The sequence below is a fragment of the Nostoc sp. CmiVER01 genome, from assembly GCF_034531135.2.
Classification (GTDB): Bacteria; Cyanobacteriota; Cyanobacteriia; order Cyanobacteriales; family Nostocaceae; genus Nostoc.
The window spans coordinates 1-20,899 of the sequence record NZ_JAVRBU020000039.1 but is presented as its reverse complement, the minus strand read 5'-3'; the positions used below and the strand labels follow the sequence as shown (position 1 = coordinate 20,899).

Below are 20,899 nucleotides of genomic sequence, written 5' to 3'. Positions count from 1 at the left end.
AACACTAGTCAACCAATTTTTGCTATATGAATCTCAACCCAACTACTACTATCAAATATTAATTCATAAATCCGATTATGAACTTTCAAAACACCCTGTTGCTTAACTACTAACCCCGACAACAGCAACTCCTTCTCTTCTGGACTATCAATAACACCCACCTGCCCTCAAACACTTTATGCCTAGAAATCCGACGATTATGACATACCTTCAAGCACGTTGAATCGATAAAACTGATACCCGTACACTGTCCAAAACAATGCTTCAGATAGACGCACAAAGCCATACGAAAGCCAGTCTCAAAGCTGGATTTATCTTCCCGCACCTTCTTGACAAAAGTGCAATCACTCTAACCTCTCACCGATGTTGTTCACCAAGCTTTTCGAGACTTAACGGGAAAAGTCAGATGTTATATCTGCATAGCTCTTTAGCAGGAAATACTAGCTTTTAGGGCAATTTTTTAGGGGTTTATGTCCTTCAAACCTTTATCTAGCTTGTATTATCAACAAATTTTCTCCTTCATTTCTAGCGTATAGTACAATTTAATATCTATCTTTAGATAGATATTTTTTTTACAAACCACTGAAATATGATGAAAGAGTCCAGTTAGTAATAAGCGACTAGCCTAATAAATGCTAAATTGTTAATTAGTTAATACTCAACAACACGTAGAAATTGCTACGTATAAACTATTCTGATTACCATGTAAGGGGGTCACAATAATTAGCCTTCTAGAGAAGTTAGCACAGTAGTATGATAGCCATAATTTTACCTTAGATAGAAATAGAGCTAATCAAATATTTTCATCTGAAGAATTTGATAATTCACAAATAAGTACAATCTCTCTTCAAGTGGTTTTATAGTAACCATCTCTGCATATTTTTTATTAATGCAAACCAAAATTTTTGTAGGCTCTTATCTTAGTAAAAGTATCAAATATTGATTTAATTTTTTAATTACTTTCCAAAATATCAAGCTTTAATACTTTTTTTGCTTCTTTCAGGGAAAAATATTATACTACTTCTGCCCGTTAAACAAAATAATGAATTGTACAATGGCATTGCCATCATCAAGACACGCAAGCTAGCTTTATAATTTAAATTCTTTTATAGAAGAGAGATGGAAAAATAGGCAGGGCTATTTCATTCTAAGTGTCGGAACTTTAGCTTTGTGCTAAAAGCAGGGCGGCCGCATCATATCAATAAGAAAGGTTTATTCTCAAATAGACCTGAAAAATAATGTCATTAAGTTTTGCTTATTGCGAAAACCTTAGGCGATCGCTTTGGGGCTTAAAAGATAATCAAGGGCGAAATCCTGCTTTTTTCGTTGGTTCTTAACCTTCGTTGTGATCAAGAGTAATTTAGATGCGTTTGCCCTGGTGTTAGAAGGCGGTGTGTTCATATTAGAGGGTATTTACTCCCGTAAGCCAACTAATAATTCTAGAAGCCTTGGCTGAAATTCAAGACCCTTACGGCGTGCAGTAAAACGTCATAATCTGGCACTATGTACGCGCATTATTGATGAATAGGTGTTCTACAGGATAATTAAGATTCACAAAATTTTATGATTGATGATCTAGATCGGACTCTAGAAGAATTACTTAAGCATTCACTATCGCCAGATTTAATCCGTCAGGTAAGCATCAGTTTTATTACACCCAACGCTCAATTTCCACCTACCTCAGTCACCTTACCTGCGATTAATTTATTTCTTTATGACGTGCGAGAGAATCGGGAACTTCGCAACAACGAATGGCTGGTAGAACGCCAGAGTAATGGTAATGCCATTAAAAAGTCCCCTTTGGTACGAGTAGACTGTTCCTACCTGATCACTGCTTGGACTAATGAAACTTCCCCTACCCCAATTCGAGATGAACATCGTTTACTGGGGGAAGTGATGAAAATACTGTTACGCTACCCAACACTTCCATCGGAAGTTCTTCAGGGAAGTCTGGTAGAACAGGAATTACCACTACCAACTATGTCTCTCCAACCAACTCAACTCCAGAGTATAGGAGAATTCTGGCAAGCACTGGGAGGCAAGCCAAAAGCAGTGTTGAATTACACTATCACGATTAGCGTGGTAGCTCAAGAACCACTCACAACACCGTTGGCAACAGAATTGCAGATTAATACATAGGAGGAATAAGTTATGGTGTCGCAGTGGTTGTTGATCGAGTCGGCTAGGCATCAAATTGCGATCGCTGGACGCATAACTAATGCCCAAACAAACAAAGCTATTAGTGGTGTTGAAGTCATGCTTACTAAAGCACCAGAGTCTTTTAGCAACTGGCTCAAGCTCAAAGCTTTACAGTACGGAGAACGCTGGCAAAAGATGACACAACGCCCCGACCGAACTAGAACTGCTGTTGATGGTCACTTTCATTTCTTAGACTTACCTAATGGCGAGTATAGTTTGACAGCTTCTCTGCCAACTGCTGGCAAACGCTACGGCACTGCTCAGGTAACGGTGACTGTATCCCGTAAGAATGAGAACAAGATAGTCATGGCTGCGGCTGACATTGCCCTGTCACCTACTATCGTCAAAGGTAAGATATCTGACCAAAATGGTGATCCTGTGGTTTTGGCACAAGTACGGGTAAATAAAAGCGCAGAACGCACATTCAGCAATCAACAAGGGCAGTATCTACTAATGGAGCTTGAAGCATCACAGACACAGGAACGAATTATAATAGTTTCTGCCGCAGGTTACGATATCGCTTCTGGAAAAGTACTGCTCAATGAAGCTGGCATAGAGAAGACCTTAGACTTTGTTTTGAAAAAAAGAAATAGTGTGTAAATGCCTGGAAAAGCTTGTCAAGCTTGCACTTCCCACTCACAAACAAGTTTCCTTAGAGCAGCGATCGCAACAAATAGATAAATTAACCTCTCCGTTTTCTAAATCCGTAATTAAACACTCATTTTCAAACGAAGGAAAGAAGAACATGCCACAAACTACTTATCTATCACCTGGAGTATATGTTGAGGAAATCCCCTCTGCGATTCAACCCATTGCAGGTGTGGGAACTAGTACAGCAGGATTCATTGGAGTTGTACCAAATGAGATTACTATTCCTATCGCTGCGGGAATTAAAAGAACAAATATAGAGATTGGACAAGGAAATGGAAATGATACTACTTTTGATTTACCAGACCAACTAGTCAGCAAAACCAAGGGGACGTTTCAGTTTAAAGTTAATAATGTTGTAAAGCCAGCCGAAATTCAGGATAAACCTGATTCTGATGGTGTTGTTCAAGTCAAGTTTGCTCAAGCTCCCCCACCGAATGCAACAATCACAGGTAATTACGTTTTGCTAGCCTTCCAGGTAAAAAATGAGCTAATTGGTACAGGAAAAAAGAAAACAGGCGATTCACTGGAAGACACCTTTCCACTGAAACAATACCCAAGTAACACAACCAATACCAATACATTTAAGTTTCGGATTAATGGCAGCCCCATTCAAGCCACCTTCGAGCCAGATACCCAAGATGAAAATGGCAAGCCGGTAGCTCAAGTCAAGTTTGCTTCACCACCACCTCAAGGCAGTATTATCACGGCTGATTATCAAGCTAAGTTCCCTACTTTCAAGGTTGTACCAGTTGGGGAAGTGAAACTGTGTACAAACTTCAGCGAGTTTAAAAAATTCTTCGGGGACTTCTCAACCGATCCAGGACAAAATACCCTAGCCCAGGCAGTTTATGGCTTTTTTAACAACGGTGGGACTCGGTGTTATGTGATACGGGTAGATGAGCCAAGCAAAATTACTGCTGACTTTCTCAAGGAAAAATTTGAACCCATTGATGAGATAGCCATTGTTGCAGCTCCTGGTATAACAGATAATGCTATTACTAGTGCTATTACTATACATTGTCAACAGGCAACTCAAGACCGTTTTGCCATTTTCGATAGTCCAGAGGAGTTGGAAGACCTCAGCTTACTTGACCCGCAAGCTGGCGACAATAACATCCTCCCTGATTTCTCAAACTACGCTGGCTACTACTTCCCTTGGATTCAAATTCTCGATCCTGCTGCCAAAACGCTTAACCCAGAAGGAGATGGACGTATATACGTACCACCTAGTGGTCATGTCGCTGGAATTTATGCGCGAGTAGACAATACTAGAGGGGTGTTCAAAGCTCCTGCTAACGAAGTCGTGTTAGGTGCTTTAGGTTTAAAGCAAAAAATCAGCAAAGCTCAACAAGCAGGACTCAACCCTCAAGGTGTCAATTGCATCCGCGATCTCAACGGCAGTATCCGTGTATGGGGAGCGCGCACCTTGGGCGGTGATGCTAATGGGGAATACAAGTACATCAATGTCCGTCGTACAATGCTGTTTTTACGGGAATCTATCGATCAGGGAACCCAGTGGGCAGTTTTTGAACCCAACGATACCAAATTATGGTCAAAAATTATACTTAATGTTACTGCTTTTTTAACAATTGTTTGGCGTAATGGTGCTTTGTTTGGTACTACACCCCAAGAAGCATTTTATGTAAAGTGTGATGAAGAGACTAACCCACCTGAAGTTCGGGAACTGGGTCAGGTAATTACAGAGATTGGAGTGGCGATTGTCAGACCAGCAGAATTTGTGATCTTCCGTATTAGCCAGTGGACTGGGCCAAGCAATCAATAGAGACTGTATTACTGTATCAAGTAGTAGAAAATGCTTAAACATCAAAGTCCTGGCGTTTATTATAAAGAGCGTGTTCAACCACCAGAACAAAAACTGCAAACAGGGGTGCCTGTATTTTTGGGTTACACCACAAAAGTTCCTGAAGATAATCACAGCAATAAAAAATTTAACAAACCCCAAACTCTAACTGTCTGGGCCCAATTTGAACGGTACTTTGGTAAGCCAGCACATAATAGCTACCTGCCTTATGCTGTACGTGGCTTTTTTCAAAACGGTGGGAGTTTATGCTATGTCGTTCCTCTTCAAGAGAATATCTCACCCTCCGCAGCCCTACTTGCAGGGTTGGAGGCAATCGAACTACTTTACACCATCGACTTAGTTTGTGTGCCAGATATTATGCGATCGCTACCACCAGGAAACTGGACAAATGATCCATGTGCGCCAGAGATTGAGCAATTGCCAATATCAGAGAATTTACCCCCAGACCTTGAGATTGTATTAACCATGCAGTCTGCGGTTTTAGAGCATTGCAATCGTTTGGGCGATCGCTTTGCCATTCTCAATTCTCTACCTAATGCCAATGCACAACAAGTACTTCATCACGGAGAAAGACTCCAAGAACATAATGCAGCCCTCTACTATCCTTGGATTCGAGTTCAAGATGATTCTTACCTCAAAAGCCTCCTTGTACCGCCCTGCGGTCATATTGCAGGTGTTTATGCCCGCACTGACCAAAATATCGGTGTCCACAAAGCACCAGCAAATGCAATTGTCAACGATGTTCTAGAATTGCAAGTTAACCTGACAAACAACCAGCAGGGGGCACTGAATATAGAAGGTATTAACTGTTTACGTAACTTTCCTGGTCGAGGGATTCTGGTTTGGGGCGCTCGTACCCTCAGCCATGACCCAGACTGGACATATATCAACGTGCGACGGCTGTTCCTCACGATTATCCGTTGGATCGAGTGGAATATGCTGAGTGTCGTATTTGAACCGAACGATGCGATTTTATGGAATCGGATTGGACGAGAACTGTCTACTTATTTTAATGAACTGTTTCAACAAGGAGCACTTAAAGGTAGCACAGCAGAGGAAGCTTTTTATGTGAAATGCGATGAACAAACTAACCCACCGCAAGTAAGAGACGCAGGACAAGTAGTTACAGAGATTGGTATTGCTCCCATCTTACCTAGCGAATTCATCGTTGTTACTATCTTCCACGGCAAAACAGGGATCAGCATTACTGAAGTTCCCAAATTTGGTTAATAAATTCAGGAGATTAAATTATGGCAGCTGGCGATCGTAAAGATCCATATAAGGTATATAACTTTGAATTGGAGATTGGTGGTAAACGTGCTGGATTTCAAGAATGCTCCGGTCTAGATTCTAGCCAAGACCCGATTGAATATAGAGAAGGTAATGAAAAAACTCTAACAGTAAGGAAATTACCAGGTCTGGTTAAATATTCCAATATCAGCTTGAAATATGGAATTACAGATGACACATCACTTTGGGATTGGTTAACAAAAGCAGTCACAGGTAAAGTTGAGCGTGTCGATGGCACTATTTCTTTATTAGATGATACAGGCGCATCAAAATTAAAGTGGAAGTTCAAAGCTGGCTGGCCAACGAAATGGACGGGAGCAACATTTAATGCTACTAGTAACGAAGTGGCAATTGAAACCCTGGAAATTGCTCATGAGGGTATAGAAAAAGCCTAGATATTAAGAACTAGGAGGCATAATGTTGCAAACAGAGTTTCCTTTCACCCTGCCGCAGGGTTATATAGACTTGGAGGGCAACCTCCACCGTGAAGGCATGATGCGATTAGCCACTGCCTACGACGAGGTTGAGCCATTAAAAGATTACAAAGTGCAGACAAATCCTGGTTATCTCGTCATCATTTTGCTAGCACGAGTGATTACCAAACTGGGTAATTTAGAGCAAATTAATACCAAGGTCATTGAGAACTTATTTGCTGCTGACTTTGCCTTCTTGCAGGACTTCTATTTGCGGATCAACCAAAATGGTAATAGTCGGTTGCTAGTGCAATGTCCTCATTGCAAAGGTGAATTTGAGGTAGAAACAGCCAGCCTGGGGGAGTCATGAGCTATCCTGCGGATAAATTATCTGCGGAGATAGCTTATATTGCCTATCACTTCCACTGGGGCTATGAGCAAATTATGTCCTTGGAACACCCAGAACGACAAAATTGGGTGAGCGAGATTGCCAAGATTAATCAGCAGATCAACAACTCAATCACATAGAGGAGTCTTAACTATGGCAATAGGCATTGGTGCGCTAGGTATTACTATTGATCCGTATGCTGCCTTTAATTTTTCTGTCGAGATTAATGGATTGATAGTTGGTGGATTTACTGAGGTCAGTGGTCTACAGAGTCAGATTGAAGTCGAAGAATATAAAGAAGGCGGAGAAAATAATTTTACCCATAAGTTACCTGGTAGAACAGTTTATTCCGAAAACCTAGTTTTGAAACGTGGTCTGACAGACATTGAAGCTTTATGGAGATGGTATCAAGATGTGGCAAAAGGCATCATTAAACGGAGAAACGGCACAATTTATTTGCTCGATCAACGAGGATTACCAGCAATGTGGTGGGATTTCCGGCAAGCTTATCCGGTTAAGTGGAGTGGCCCGGAATTTAAGTCAGACAGTGCTACTGTTGCTTTCGAGACAGTAGAACTGGTTCACCAAGGCATAGTCAAACCAACAGCAAGCAGTGCTACGTCTACTGTGCGAGGAATAGCTGGAATTGTAACGCGATCGCTTTAGTAAATGGTTTATGGAAACTAACTACCCATCTACTCACAATCAAAATTGGCAGGATACTCTAGAACCACAACTCATTAAGCGGCTTCGCCGTCCGCTAGTGCAATTTGGTGTAACTGGTAATCAACTTGCTCGTGCTATCCAATCCCGGACGCAACGAGTAAGTAATCGTTTACCATTGCTAGCAAAATTGATACATCCTTTGATTAATAATATTGGGTATTTTCAGTTCCAACTCAGCCCCAACGACCATATACTACGCCTACCAGATTTTGATTCTAACTATGAATCGCCTGATATAGCTGCTGCGTTCGATTCCCAATACCCTGTCAATACTTCGATTACAGATCAAGTTAGCTACGGTAATAATCCTGAAAAAGATCACAATTGGGGAGTTACTAAATTTGCTTTACCTGTTCAGGCAAAGCATCAAGTTGGCTACCATAGCCAACCTTTATCATCTGTAGATGTAGATCGAGATGATACGTTTAGCACAAATAACTCAAAACAAAACATCTCATTACCCAAAGATGCGATTGCAACTAGTAGACAAACTCTAATTTCAGGACAGCAAATAGTACACACATTAGGCGATAGGTCTATTGCTAGTTCCCCATCACATGTATTAAACATAAATGCTCAACTATACCAACGATTTCAACGTCCGCTATTACAACCAAGGCTAGCTTCTATTCAACTAGCTCGGACTGTTCAATCACGAATACAACGCTTAAGCAATTGCTTACCGTTACTAACACAATTAACCCAATATCAGCCTCATCAAAAAAATTTACAAGTACAGAAAAAGTCCAATAATAAGATACAGCGTTTGCCAGATTTTGACTCCAGCAATGATTTGCCTGAATTAACCTTATCTGCGGATTCTCAAGCCATTGCCAATGCTAATGCTGCTCAATTTAACACAAATAACCCAAAACAAAATATCTTATTACCTAAAGATCAGATCGCAACTAGCAGACCAATTCTAATTTCAGGACAGCAAATAGTACACACATTAGGCGATAGGTCTATCACTAATTCCCAGCCACATTTATTAGATATAAACACTCAAGTATACAAACGGCTTCAACGTCCGCTATTACAACCAAGGCTAGCTTCTATTCAACTAGCCCGTACTGTCCAATCACAAATACAACGTTTGAGTGGTCGCTTACCGTTATTAACACAATTAACCCAGCATCAGCCTCATAAACAAGATTCACAAGTACAGAAAAAGTCTAATGATGAGATACACAGGTTGCCAAACTTTATTTCCAGTAAAGATTTGCCTGAATTAACCGTATCTGCGGATTCTCAAGCCATCGCCAAGACTATTGTCCCAGACCAACAAGCTAGTAAGGTTAGTACTTCAGATGTTTACCAAAATACAAAGATAGCCAAAACAACCATTGTCCCAGTTAAAAGAAGACATCAAAATACTACCAATGTTGAGCAATTTAGCAAACATAACTCAAAACAAAACATCTTATTCCCCAAAGCTAAAATCGCAACTAATAGACCAATTCAAAATTTAGGACAAGATCCACAAAAAAACGCCTTATCACTGTTACCATCCGTAACCAAAAACAGTGGAATTGCTACGAACACTGCACAGATAACATCAAAACTCGATTTAGAAAACCAACTACAAAGCAAACTCCTTCGTCCAATTGTCCAATCAGGAGTACTCAACTTTAAAGCATCTCGTGTTGTTCAATCACGCATCCAACGCTTGAGCGATCGCTTACCGTCACTCACACAATTAGCCCAGCATCAGCCTCATAAACAAGATTCACAAGTACAGAAAAAGTATAATGATGAGATACGACGTTTACTGGACTTTGATTCTGGCGTTAACTCACCTGAGTTAGTGGACATATCTAATTCTACTGCTGAAACTTTCCTTCCTCAACAAGTACATCATATTAACCAGAAAAGCAAGCCGAGTGAATCAGCTACCTTACAAAGTTCGGAGGCTAACAAACTAACTATTGTTCAAGCAAAAGCAAAGCATCAATTTACACATGAAAAGTTTTTAAAGATAGGTATCCGTGCTAATCTACCATCTGTATCTGTAGTCAAATCAAAGGGAAATGGTACAACTACTACAATTCCAACTCACACGATAAAGCAATTTATTTATCAACAAAAAACCTTATTACCATCATCAATGGTGACTCAAAATAGTGAGCTTGTTTCTAGTAGCATTCCTATGAATGCGAAAGAAAAAACAGCACAAATATCAGCATCCAACTCTACCCCTAATCATCAAGTACATTCATCAGAACAACAACTACAACGACGACTCCAACGCCCCCTAGTCCAATCAAGTATAATTGGTTCTCAACTAGTACGTACTATGCAGACACAAAGGCAGCAACTAACTAAGAGTCAAACACTGTTAGCTAAGTTAGTCCAAAGTCAACGTAGTAGATATAACAATCAAACTCAATTAGAGCCGAGGATTGATGTGCAGAGATCGCCCCAGATTTTGCGTCACCCTACTGATTCAAAAGTGCAAGCCACTGACAAATCCTCTTCCATAAACTCTTCTAAATTTGAGGTAATCAACAGATTACAAGCTAACGAACACCAACAAAAGCCGATCACATCATATTTGGCTAAAGGCGTATCCGCCAGACAAACTAGATCCAATTTTACACAACAAGATTTGCAACTTGTAAAACCAATTACTGCTTCCAAAAGCAAATCCTCCGGTTTTTCTGGGCAGGCAGACACCAACTCTCAAATATCGACAACACCTATGACAGCAATTTTCAATAGAACAGACTATGTTGCAAGGGTGCAAAGCCTTACACCCTTACAAAAAATTATTTTTCTAACGAATGAAAATAGCCAGAAAATACAACGCTCATCTGTACGACCTTTAGTGAAGGAAATAAGGAGGAAAAAACCGCCTATTTCTGGGATTATGCCCTTAGTTGTCTCTCATTCATCAACTTTTACTCACTCAAGAGTGAAATTACAACCAACGAATAACTCAGTCATGTCTGGAACTCATAATTCATTTATCAATCGCGCTCAGGAAAGTGCCAACATACTCAGCAATTCATCAAAAATGAACGACACTCAATCTCATACTGATAATCAAAATAATTCAACCACAAGCAGAGAAGCTGATCGTGAGAGTGTTATCGATATAGATGATCTAGCGGATCGGGTGATGCGAAAGGTGATGCGGCAACTTGCCATAGAAAGCGAACGACGAGGAGGAAGGCAATGGCCTTAGAAAAATTGAAAATTATTCCCGAAATTGGAGCAGAAATTACTGTTTTGTTTAATCCCAATGAAATCACTATTGACAAAACAGCCAATTGGCGATTAGCTCCTACTGATGAATCAGATGTACCAGAATCTCAATTTACTCATGGTGAACCAGCACAATTAACCATTAACCTATTGTGTGACACCTATGAGGCAAAGACCGATGTTCGTACACACACTAATAAAATTTTTGATCTCACAACCATAGAGAAACATGGCTCATTACACCGACCACCTTTATGCAAATTGATGTGGGGAATGTTTGACTTTAATAACTTTCAATGGGTGCTAGAGCAATTAAACCAACGCTTTACCTTGTTTCTGGATAACGGTACGCCTGTACGCGCTTACCTTACATGTTCTTTTAAACAATGGCGCTCAGATAATGAAGACGCTAAATTAACAAATAAGCAATCGCCAGACGTAGCTAAGACGCGAATTATCAAAGACAAAGAAAGAATAAGCAATATTGCTTATGAAGAATATGAAGATCCATCCCTCTGGCGTGCGATCGCCCAAACAAACAATATTGATAACCCTACCTACTTAAAACCAGGCACAGTACTGGCTATTCCTGCTTTACGTCCTGGCTCTTCCTTGGGAGGTGACATCTAAAAATATGGCGAATTTAGGTGACAAGCAAACAATAGTGCCCGATTTTCGTGTGTTTATAAATGGCACTCCTATCCCCACCGAGATATCAACTGATTTAATGACTGTGATTGTCCATGAAGATATAGAAGCACCCAGTATGTTTAGCCTCAAACTTACTAACTGGGATATACAAAAGCATCAAGTTACTTGGTCGGACGATAAACGTTGGTTTAAAATGGGTAACGAAGTCGAAATCCAGATGGGTTATATAAATCACCTTAAAAAACTATTTAATGGTGAAATTACTAGTCTAGAACCAGAGTTTGAGGTGAATGAGGCACCTAGCGTCATAGTTCGTGGTTATGATCGCCGTCATCGTTTACTACGCGGACGATATTCCCAAACTTTTCTTCAGATGAAAGACAGTGAAATTGCAAGTAAAATCGCCAACGCAGTAAAGTTAATCCCCAAACCTGAAGATACACAAGTTAAGCTAGATTATGTCTTACAGCACAACCAAACCCATTGGGAATTTTTGCAGGAGCGCGCTCAACGTATAGGCTATGAGGTAGTTGTAGAAGACAAGACTCTTTATTTTCGACCTCATAAAAATGCTGATAGTCCTGTGTTAACGCTAGACCTCAATACAGACTTAATGGAGTTTTATCCTCGCCTAACTACATTGCCCGAAGTCGGGCAGATCAAAGTGCGCGGCTGGAATCCCAAGGAAAAATCAGAGATTGTTGGTTTAGCTAAGGCGGGAAATGAGGGTACAACTATGGGTGGTTCTACTACTGGCCCTACGGATGCTAATCAAAGCTTTGGTTCTGCTATCAACTCTAGCGTTAAGCGACCTATATTCAGCAAAGCAGAGGCTGATCAAATTGCTTTGGGATATTTAAAAGACATGGCACTGGAATATATCACTGGTGAGGGACTTGCCATTGGTCGCACGGATTTACGAGCTGGTAAAGTTCTAAAAATTCAAGGCATTGGTCAACGCTTTAGTGGTAATTACTATATCACCTCAACTACTCATACCTGTTCACCAAAAAAAGGCTATCGTACCCGCTTTACTGTTAGGAGAAATGCAACATGATTGATGTTAGTCTACTAGCAAGTCTTTTACATTCTGATGATCAAGATAATCATTTTTACGGTGTAACTGTAGGTGTTGTCACTAATAATCAAGATCCCGAAGGCTTAGGGCGGATAAAGGTTCGTTTTCCTTGGTTATGGGATGAGCAGAAAAATATCGGTGTTGATAGTCATTGGGCTAGAGTGCTTACTCCAATGGCTGGTAATAATCGAGGGCTTTACTTTTTGCCGGAAGTCGAAGATGAGGTATTAGTTGCCTTTGAACATGGACTGGCAGAATTTCCATACATTTTGGGGGGACTATGGAACGGTAAAGATAAACAACCAGAGAACAATAACGATGGTCAAAATAACAAGCGCACAATCAAGTCGCGTAGCGGTCACATCATCCGCCTAGATGATAGTAAGGGTCAAGAGAAAATTGAAATTATTGATGGCTCAGGTAAAAATACTATTGTTATTAATACTGCTAACAACTCTATTACTATTACTGCTAACGCAGATATTACTATTGAGTCACTTAATGGTAAACTAACTCTTTCCGGAAGCGGGATCGAAATTAACTCTACAAAAGGTGTAGATATTAAAGCTAGGCAAGATATGAGCCTAAAAGCAGGCCCCGAATTGAAGATCAACGGAGGTTTGGTGAGAATCAATTAGCAAGCTATTGAAAGGAAATTTTATGAACTTTAATACAAATTTTTTGGGTGTAGGTTGGGAGTTTCCCGTACAATTAAATGAGAAGGGGAAAATCACAATGGCCTATTACGAACAAAATATCCGTAAGGCGATCAGGATGATTATAGAAACTGCGCCTGGAGAACGGGTGATGCGTCCAGACTTTGGGTGCGGTATCCACAATTTTGTTTTCGCAGTTAATAGTGCCGGTACAGCAACTAGAGTTGCTAGTAAGGTAACTGAGTCCTTAATTAAGTGGGAACCTCGGATTGATCTAATTAATGTAAATGCCTTTCCTGATTCCGATAAAGCTTACATATTGCTGATCTCCATCGACTATCGGGTGCGTGCTACTAACAATGAATTCAACATGGTCTATCCATTTTATTTAGAATATCAGGGCGTATGAAAGTTCCGGAGATTGATAAGCGCAATTATGACGAGATTGTTGCACAGACAGAAGCTTTAGTTCAAGCTTTTACAAGTGAAGTAAGACCAACATTTGAAGCACTCAATGGTCGTATTCTCAATCAAGATATTACTATCCCTGATACGGATGAGATAATTACTGCTGGGACTTATATAAAAAATGATTTAGCCAAGCAAATCAGTCAAATACAAGGACTTAATTTAGTAAAAGTAAAACATTGGCAAGCATCTGAAAATCATGATGCTGGAGCAGCATTAATCCGGATCTTTGCGCGCATGACCCAATTGGCGATCGCTCGCCTCAATAAAGTACCAGAAAAGAATTTCTTAACTTTTTTAGACTTAATTGGTATTCAAATCCAACCACCCCAGCCAGCCAGAGTACCATTAACTTTCAACTTAGCGGTTGGTAGCCCTCTTGATGCTTTCGTTCCTGCTCAAACTCAAGTGATTGCCCCACCCACTGAAAGCCAACTAGAAGAAATTATTTTTGAAACCGATCAAGATTTAGTTGTCACCCCTTCCCAGTTGACAACTGTATTTGTGCGTGATCCCTTGAGCGATCGTTACGGTGACTATACACAAGCAGCTCAAGGTTTGGCAGAGCAAAGCTTTCCTGCTTTCAGTGGAGATCGCTCCATTGTTCACAGCCTCTATTTAGCAAATGACGAGTTATTTTTATTACCTGATAAAAAAACTATTACTCTGTTAATTTCTTCATCTAATACAGATCAACTGTCACGAATGCCAATATCTTGGTACTACTGGGATAGCAACAATATTATTCAGGGATTAGTTATTAAATTTAATTTTGATACAAAAAAAACAGAGGTACTCCCTGGAACTGCTATAGATGCTCAAGGTAGAAAAATTGAATTATTAAGCATAGAGACTTTAAATTTAAATAAATATACTAACCAAATAGTATTTATTGCTATTTCTTACGGTGAAAAAAACCCCTTGATCTCAGTCTTTCCAGAAGCAGAAGCCAGTAATTATCAGCCTGAGATATATATCCGATTAGCTCATTTAGCCATTAACTCTGAAGGTGACATTAGTAACTTAGTTACCTCCTTAATCACAGAAAATAACCAGTGGCAAGTCTCGTTCACAAACTTTCCAATCCCAACAGAGCGAACTATTAACGGAGTGAAAGCTGCATGGCTAGAGGCTCGGCTCAATACTTCTTTACTACCAAATGATCAATTACCAAAGATTAACCATATCAGTGTTAAGGTAAACATCCAGCACAATGACTTAGCTCCTGATTTTGGTTTTATTAACTTTTTCGCACTTGACCTAAGTAAAGATTTTTATCCTTTCGGTACACAACCAGTCTTTAATGACACTTTATACCTAGCTAGCCAAAAAGCATTTGCTAACCCAGGAGGTAAGGTGACTTTAAATGTCAAACTTAGTGAATTTTCACCGTTACCTATTAATCCTACAGCAGACTTAGAGATTGTATGGGAAGTTTGGAATGGTCGTGTTTGGCAACCAGTAGGCAACTCAGCACCTCATAATTCTAGTAGTAACTCTGGCTTTATTGATACAACTCAAGCTTTTACTAAAAGTGGCAAAATTGAATTTACCTTACCTTCTAAAGTTGCTTTACAAATAGTCAATGGACAAAGCAATTATTGGATACGCGCTCGGATTATTAAAGGTAGTTACGGTACGGGAATAGCTCTCGATCAACAATTTACAATTACTACATTAAGTGAAAATAGTCAAGAAACCGATCCAAACCAGAAAAAAATAATAAAAGTCAATAGTGTTCGGGGTTTCTTGCCTGGCGATCGCATTCAAATTGCTTTTAGTGGTAATAACCAAGAAGACGCAGAGATTGAAAGCATTATTTTAGCCGAAAGTAAATTTATTCTCCGTGCAGCCCTCACCCACGATCACGCGATTGGCGCAAGTGTAGTTCTTGGCAGTAACTTAGCTTCAAGCCCACCATCAATTGCATCCCTAACCCTAAATTATGAATATGAACGCAGTAGTGCTGTGTCTGCCTGTCAAACTTACAATGACTACACATATATTGATTGTACAGCCACAGCAAACCAACTAGATTCTTCTGATTTTGAACCCTTTACCCTTACGGCAGATAAACAACCAACCCTCTACTTAGGATTTGACCAACCTTTCTCTAACCGAGCTATTAGACTCTATGTAGGCTTAGAGCCATTACTTTACCAAGCAGAAAAATCCTCCAATCCCCAAAATCTCACTAAAAAACCAGATCCCATCAGTTGGGAATATTCTAGTTTTTCAGGTTGGATTCCTCTGCAATTTCAGGACGAAACTCATGCTTTTACTCGAAAGGGCTTAATTACATTCACGGGTTTGCAAGATATTCAGCCTTGTACAGAATTTGGTCGCAGCCTTTATTGGTTACGTGCTTACAGAAAACAGGAGCAACCAAGCTTACCAACATCTGTGCGACACCTGCTACTCAATACGACTTGGGCTACTCAAGTCATTACAATCGAAAATGAAATTTTGGGATCTAGTAATAACCAAAAAAATCAAGTCTTCCGCACTACCAAAATACCTGTATTAGAGGGACAGCATCTGGAAGTATTGGAACCTCAGATGCCTTCGCCTAAAGAACAGAGCAAAATTACTGAACTTGAGGGGAAGAATGCGATCGCACCGATTTTAGGTTTTGCTGGTGAGTTAGAAGGTGTTTGGGTGCGTTGGCATCAAGTACCTAATTTTAAGGTGTCTGATACATGGGATCGGCACTATATTCTAGATCACCTGACTGGGGAAGTGCGTTTTGGTGACGATCAAAACGGAATGATACCGCCTCAAGGTCGTCACAATATCCGGATAACTTACCGGGCTGGTGGCGGTGAAAGTGGTAACTGCCCAGCAAAAACCATTGTTCAACTTAAATCGGCAGTACCCTATATCGACAGCGTTATCAACTATGAATCTGCGGGTGGTGGTGCTGATGCAGAGACACTTAATGCTGTCAAAGAACGAGGCCCCAAAACATTGCGGCATCGGGGTAGAGCTGTAACTGCTCAGGATTTTGAAGATTTAGCCAAAGAAGCATCCCCGGCTGTTGCCAAAGCCAAGGCAGTTACTCCTTCCCAGAAAAATGGTATTGGTGTAGTAGAGTTGCTCGTTGTACCCCATAGCCAGAAGCCTCAACCTATCCCCAGTTTGAATTTACTGGAAAATGTTGCCAATTACATTCGTGATCGCTGTGCGCCTACTTTGGAGTTGCAAACCTACGGCCCAGATTGGATCGCCATTAGCGTCAAAGTAGAAATAATACCAGTATCTTTAGCAATGAGCATGAATCTTGAAGGAACTATAGTCAAAGTCTTACAAGACTTTCTGCATCCAGTTACTGGTGGTTGGGAGAAACTAGGATGGGATTTTGGTCGCAAACCACACAAGTCTGATTTTTATAGATTGCTGGAATCGATTGACGGCGTAGAGTGTGTCACAACTATATCTATTGAGGAAAACCCTAAAAGCAAGCAATTGATCCCAGCGAGATGTTTAGTTTTCTGTGGCAACCATTCTATCACTGTCATTTCACCATTGCCGGAGGAAGCCTAAATTATGACCTTACCTTTACCAAATTTAGATGACCATACTTACGCCGAACTTGTAGAAGAAGCTCGTTCTTTGATTACCAATTTGTATCCGGAGTGGACAAATCATAACCCCACAGATACAGGCATTATTCTCATTGAATTACTGGCTTGGTTGACCGAGATGAAGCTTTATCAAATCAACCGGGTCCCAGACCAAAATATTATCAGTTTTCTTAAGCTGCTTAACGGCCAAGATTGGAGCTTTCAAGATAATTTTTCAGAAAGAGATCAACAAACCAAAGCTTTAAACGCAGCCATCCACAAGACACTTTTGAATCTGGAGGAACGCTATCGAGCAATCACTTGTGATGATTTTGAATACTTAACCATGCAGAAATGGCCACAGACACCAGAAGCAAAAGCTTTGGGTGAGCAAGGTAAAGTTAAGCGATCGCACTGCATCGCCCAACGTAACCTAACTTTAACTGATCCCAAAGTACGACAACAGCCAGCACCCGGAAATATGAGCTTGATTGTAGTGCCTGATCTCACCAACAGCCCCACACCCAAGCCAACGCAGGCTTTATGCCAAAGTTTATGGAAATTTTTAGATGAGCGGCGTTTATTGACTACACAGCATCATATAGTGGAGCCACAATATGTGCCAGTAAAAATTACAGCAAAGTTATTTCTTGTAGAAGACGCATTACCAGACAAAGCCTGCACAAAAGCTGTTAAAGATATTTGCCAATTCTTTCATCCCCTAACTGGAGGAAGCGATGGTCAAGGTTGGCCTTTTGGACGGGATATATACGTTTCGGAAGTGTATCAATTATTAGAGAACATTCCAGAAATTGATTACGTAGAAGCAGTTAAATTACATACACAAGAAACTTGGCGGTTAAATAGAGCGCATAGCGACACACTCATGAGCGTTACTTTATACCCAGACGAATTAGTAACTGTGAAAGTAGATAAGGAATTTTTTGAGATCAATATAGTTAGTTCATCCAGTTAATCCTAAGCTAGGTAAAATATGACAGACAACATCCCACCTACACAAGTAAGTAATTATTTACAATATTTACCAGCCATTTTTCAGGAAGATGTAGATCACTACGGAGTTAACTTTATTGGTCGCTTCTTACTGGCTTTTGAGAAAATTATTACAGGTTTAGGGGACGTTGATGAACCTGGTATAGAAGAAATCCTTGATGGCATTATTGATCCGACTACTCAAGAAATGTACTTAGCTGGTATCCATCGCTACTTTGAACCAGGCCCTGGTTTGCCTGCTTCCAAGCGATCGCCACCCGAATTTCTAGAATGGCTAGCTAGTTGGGTAGCTCTGCATCTGCGCGAGGATTGGAATCAAGAGGACAAGCGTCGCTTAATTAGCAGTGCAGTCCCTTTGTATCGTAAGCGCGGAACAAAAGCTGGGATCGAAGAAATGCTTAATACTTATATTAGTCCAGTGGTTGAAATATATGAATTTCATGAGCATTTACAAGTAAACAAAATTTCTACTGTGGGTATCGATACTATTTTGGGCGGCGGTTTCCCCCACTATTTCTTAGTAAAAATCTTTTTGGCTAACTTTGGTGAAGAAAATTTTAACACTTGTAAACGCCAACAAAAGTTAGCTAGATCAATTATTGATCAAGAAAAACCAGCCCACACTGATTATGATTTTGAAATCGAAGTTCCTTTAATGCAGCTTGGAGTGCGATCAACGATAGGAATAGACACGATACTTGCATCCCCAGCATCTGAAATCCCTGCTATTCAACTTGGAATATATTCCACAGTTGGAGTTGATACTATTCTTGGAACTTTAATACTCGGAAAATTTAACAGTTAAACTTACAAAATCAGGATTACAAAAATGACAAGCAATCATGATGCAGAAAAAAGACTACGTTATTTTAATGGTCAGTTCCTAAATAATTATGACTTCACTGACGAACAGAAATATCACATAGACCGACAAAGAAGACATAATCGATTGTTGCACACTCCTGGTATTGCCGAAGGTCTAGAAATTATCGCTGAGTGTAACTCATATCATATAGAAGTACTTCCTGGTACTGCTGTAGACCAGCAAGGCAGACAAATTGTTTTAGCTACCAAGCAAGTGAAAAGCCTAAAAATTTTTGGATGTGGTAAGGTTTATGTTGTTATTTCTTATCATCAAGAACCATCGGATATCGCCACAGTAGGAGCAAGAGATGAGACACGCTGGCACGAATCTCCTAAAATTGAGATATTAGAGGATGGTGATGAGATTGAAAAAGGCGATCGCATTCCACTAGCCTGCTTAGTTTTAGGTGATGGTGGCAAAATAGAACACCATCACAATCATGTTCGTTACTATGCTGGCGTTCGCATCAGTCCAGAGGTAGATTTACATAAACTTACTTTCTCAAGTAAGAGTGTACATTGTAGTTGCTGGCCTGCGCTTCATTTTGGTGCGTCTCACCGCATTAACCTCATCGGTAGTCTTTATATAGAAAAACTATTAGGCTTAGGGGTAGACAATCCCAAAAATAGATTAGATGTCAAAGGCGGGGTTGTGATTGGTGCAGATTATTGCGAAAAACAACAAGCTCCACCAGATGGGCTTTTGGTAAAAGGCAGAGTTGGGATTGGAAATAATAGTCCAGGTTCAAGTTTAGAAATTACAGGTGAAACTAGGAACAGCAATTATTCTGCACTAAATGTTACTGACTGTGACGGTAAAAGTCTTCTATTTGTCAGAAATGATAACAACATAGGCATTGGAACAACCCAACCAAATGATAAGCTGCATATTAGTGGTGGAAATATTCGGCTCGACTCAAATAGTGAATTATGTTTTGCTGATAATGGGCAAATTAGGAGTTTAGACGATAACCACAGGATTTTGTTTAACAATACTCAAAATCAAATGGAGCTAAGAGAAAAAGGCGATCTGATTTTTTCACCAGGTAGCTTGGCTGAAGAAGAAGCAACAAAAGTTGTCTTTTTAGCAAATGGAAATGTTGGTGTCGGTACAACTAAACCAGAAGTAAAATTACATATTAATGGTGATATTCGTGCTAACAATTTGAGTGGTACAGGCAGTGACTATGCCGAATGGCTGCCTAAACTTCAAATAGATGAAGTTATTGAACAAGGTGACATTACTGGAGTTTTTGGCGGTAAAATTACTAAAAAAACTGAAAATGCCCAAACTCTTATGGCTATTAGTAGCCAACCGATAATTGTTGGAAATCTACCTAATTCAGAAAATCAGCACTTATATGAAAGAGTGGCATTTATGGGTCAGGTACGAGTAAAAGTACGTGGTTCTGTAAAGTCAGGTGATTATATTGTTCCTTCAAGTTTAAATGATGGAGTAGGTATAGCAATATCGAGTGATAATATTACGTCTTTTACTAACATTGCTCAAATTGTTGGCTGTGCCTGGGAATCTTCTCAAGAAGAAAATGTGAAGTTGATTAATGTATTAGTCGGCCTTCAATCTAATTATTCCTGGATAGGCAAACTGTTGACTAATGTGCAATCACAACAAAGCGAGATTCAATCCCTAAAGTCTGAGATAGAATCGCTCAAAAATTCCCATCAACTAACAGAGATCCAAAATCAGCTAGCAGAAATTCCATCCCTAAAGTCTGAGATAGAATCGCTCAAAAATTCCCATCAACTAACAGAAATTCAAAATCAACTAGCAGAAATTCCGTCCCTCAAGTCTGAGATAGAATCGCTCAAAAATTCCCATCAACTAACAGAAATACAAAATCAACTAGCAGAAATTCCATCCCTCAAGTCTGAGATAGAATCGCTCAAA

The 20,899-nt window shown here is 40.0% G+C and carries 17 protein-coding genes and 2 pseudogenes; 17 read left to right on the top strand and 2 right to left on the bottom strand.

What is annotated here, in order from left to right:
• Window positions 1-8: 8 nt before the first annotated feature.
• Window positions 9-161, bottom strand: a complete 153-nt coding sequence (locus tag RMZ43_RS35555; protein WP_322654399.1) for a hypothetical protein — start codon at window positions 159-161, stop codon at window positions 9-11.
• Between the two features lie 2 nt (window positions 162-163).
• Window positions 164-280: pseudogene (locus RMZ43_RS35550) on the bottom strand (transposase); the annotation flags it as partial.
• Window positions 281-1,563: 1,283 nt separating this feature from the next.
• Between RMZ43_RS35550 and RMZ43_RS35545 the strand changes: the two are divergent.
• The 17 genes and pseudogenes from RMZ43_RS35545 to RMZ43_RS35465 form a co-directional block, all read left to right on the top strand.
• Window positions 1,564-2,139, top strand: coding sequence for a DUF4255 domain-containing protein (locus RMZ43_RS35545; protein ID WP_322651981.1), 576 nt, complete (start codon window positions 1,564-1,566; stop codon window positions 2,137-2,139).
• Between the two features lie 12 nt (window positions 2,140-2,151).
• On the top strand, window positions 2,152-2,799 hold the full coding sequence (locus tag RMZ43_RS35540; RefSeq protein WP_322651982.1) for a carboxypeptidase-like regulatory domain-containing protein: 648 nt from the start codon (window positions 2,152-2,154) through the stop codon (window positions 2,797-2,799).
• Between the two features lie 145 nt (window positions 2,800-2,944).
• Entirely contained in the window at window positions 2,945-4,633 is a 1,689-nt protein-coding gene (locus RMZ43_RS35535; protein ID WP_322654392.1) for a phage tail sheath family protein, read from the top strand.
• A 30-nt stretch (window positions 4,634-4,663) separates the two neighbouring features.
• Window positions 4,664-5,902, top strand: coding sequence for a phage tail sheath family protein (locus tag RMZ43_RS35530; RefSeq protein ID WP_322654393.1), 1,239 nt, complete (start codon window positions 4,664-4,666; stop codon window positions 5,900-5,902).
• A 20-nt stretch (window positions 5,903-5,922) separates the two neighbouring features.
• Window positions 5,923-6,357, top strand: a complete 435-nt coding sequence (locus RMZ43_RS35525) for a phage tail protein (protein ID WP_322651985.1) — start codon at window positions 5,923-5,925, stop codon at window positions 6,355-6,357.
• A gap of 22 nt (window positions 6,358-6,379) precedes the next feature.
• Window positions 6,380-6,745: a phage tail assembly protein gene (locus tag RMZ43_RS35520; protein WP_322651986.1), complete on the top strand. Its 366-nt coding sequence runs from the start codon at window positions 6,380-6,382 to the stop codon at window positions 6,743-6,745.
• Complete coding sequence (locus tag RMZ43_RS35515) at window positions 6,742-6,903, top strand: DUF6760 family protein (RefSeq protein ID WP_322651987.1); 162 nt, start codon at window positions 6,742-6,744, stop codon at window positions 6,901-6,903. The genes RMZ43_RS35520 and RMZ43_RS35515 overlap by 4 nt, the downstream gene beginning before the upstream one ends.
• 13 nt (window positions 6,904-6,916) lie before the next feature.
• Window positions 6,917-7,429, top strand: a complete 513-nt coding sequence (locus RMZ43_RS35510) for a phage tail protein (protein WP_322654394.1) — start codon at window positions 6,917-6,919, stop codon at window positions 7,427-7,429.
• 10 nt (window positions 7,430-7,439) lie between these two features.
• Complete coding sequence (locus tag RMZ43_RS35505) at window positions 7,440-10,676, top strand: hypothetical protein (protein ID WP_322654395.1); 3,237 nt, start codon at window positions 7,440-7,442, stop codon at window positions 10,674-10,676.
• The gene (locus RMZ43_RS35500; RefSeq protein WP_322651990.1) at window positions 10,667-11,326 is read left to right on the top strand and encodes a CIS tube protein; all 660 of its coding nucleotides are present in this window, start codon (window positions 10,667-10,669) and stop codon (window positions 11,324-11,326) included. The genes RMZ43_RS35505 and RMZ43_RS35500 overlap by 10 nt, the downstream gene beginning before the upstream one ends.
• Before the next feature lie 4 nt (window positions 11,327-11,330).
• Entirely contained in the window at window positions 11,331-12,404 is a 1,074-nt protein-coding gene (locus RMZ43_RS35495; protein ID WP_322651991.1) for a phage late control D family protein, read from the top strand.
• The gene (locus RMZ43_RS35490) at window positions 12,401-13,063 is read left to right on the top strand and encodes a phage baseplate assembly protein V (protein ID WP_322654396.1); all 663 of its coding nucleotides are present in this window, start codon (window positions 12,401-12,403) and stop codon (window positions 13,061-13,063) included. Before RMZ43_RS35495 ends, RMZ43_RS35490 begins: the two co-directional genes overlap by 4 nt.
• Before the next feature lie 22 nt (window positions 13,064-13,085).
• Window positions 13,086-13,490, top strand: coding sequence for a GPW/gp25 family protein (locus RMZ43_RS35485; protein ID WP_322651993.1), 405 nt, complete (start codon window positions 13,086-13,088; stop codon window positions 13,488-13,490).
• Complete coding sequence (locus tag RMZ43_RS35480) at window positions 13,487-17,092, top strand: putative baseplate assembly protein (protein WP_322654397.1); 3,606 nt, start codon at window positions 13,487-13,489, stop codon at window positions 17,090-17,092. Before RMZ43_RS35485 ends, RMZ43_RS35480 begins: the two co-directional genes overlap by 4 nt.
• A gap of 3 nt (window positions 17,093-17,095) precedes the next feature.
• A complete protein-coding gene (locus tag RMZ43_RS35475; RefSeq protein WP_322654398.1) occupies window positions 17,096-18,088 on the top strand; it encodes a baseplate protein J in 993 nt (330 codons plus the stop codon).
• Window positions 18,089-18,106: 18 nt separating this feature from the next.
• Window positions 18,107-18,931, top strand: a complete 825-nt coding sequence (locus RMZ43_RS35470) for a phage tail protein (RefSeq protein WP_322651996.1) — start codon at window positions 18,107-18,109, stop codon at window positions 18,929-18,931.
• A gap of 24 nt (window positions 18,932-18,955) precedes the next feature.
• Window positions 18,956-20,899 (top strand): annotated as a pseudogene (locus RMZ43_RS35465) (hypothetical protein); the annotation flags it as partial.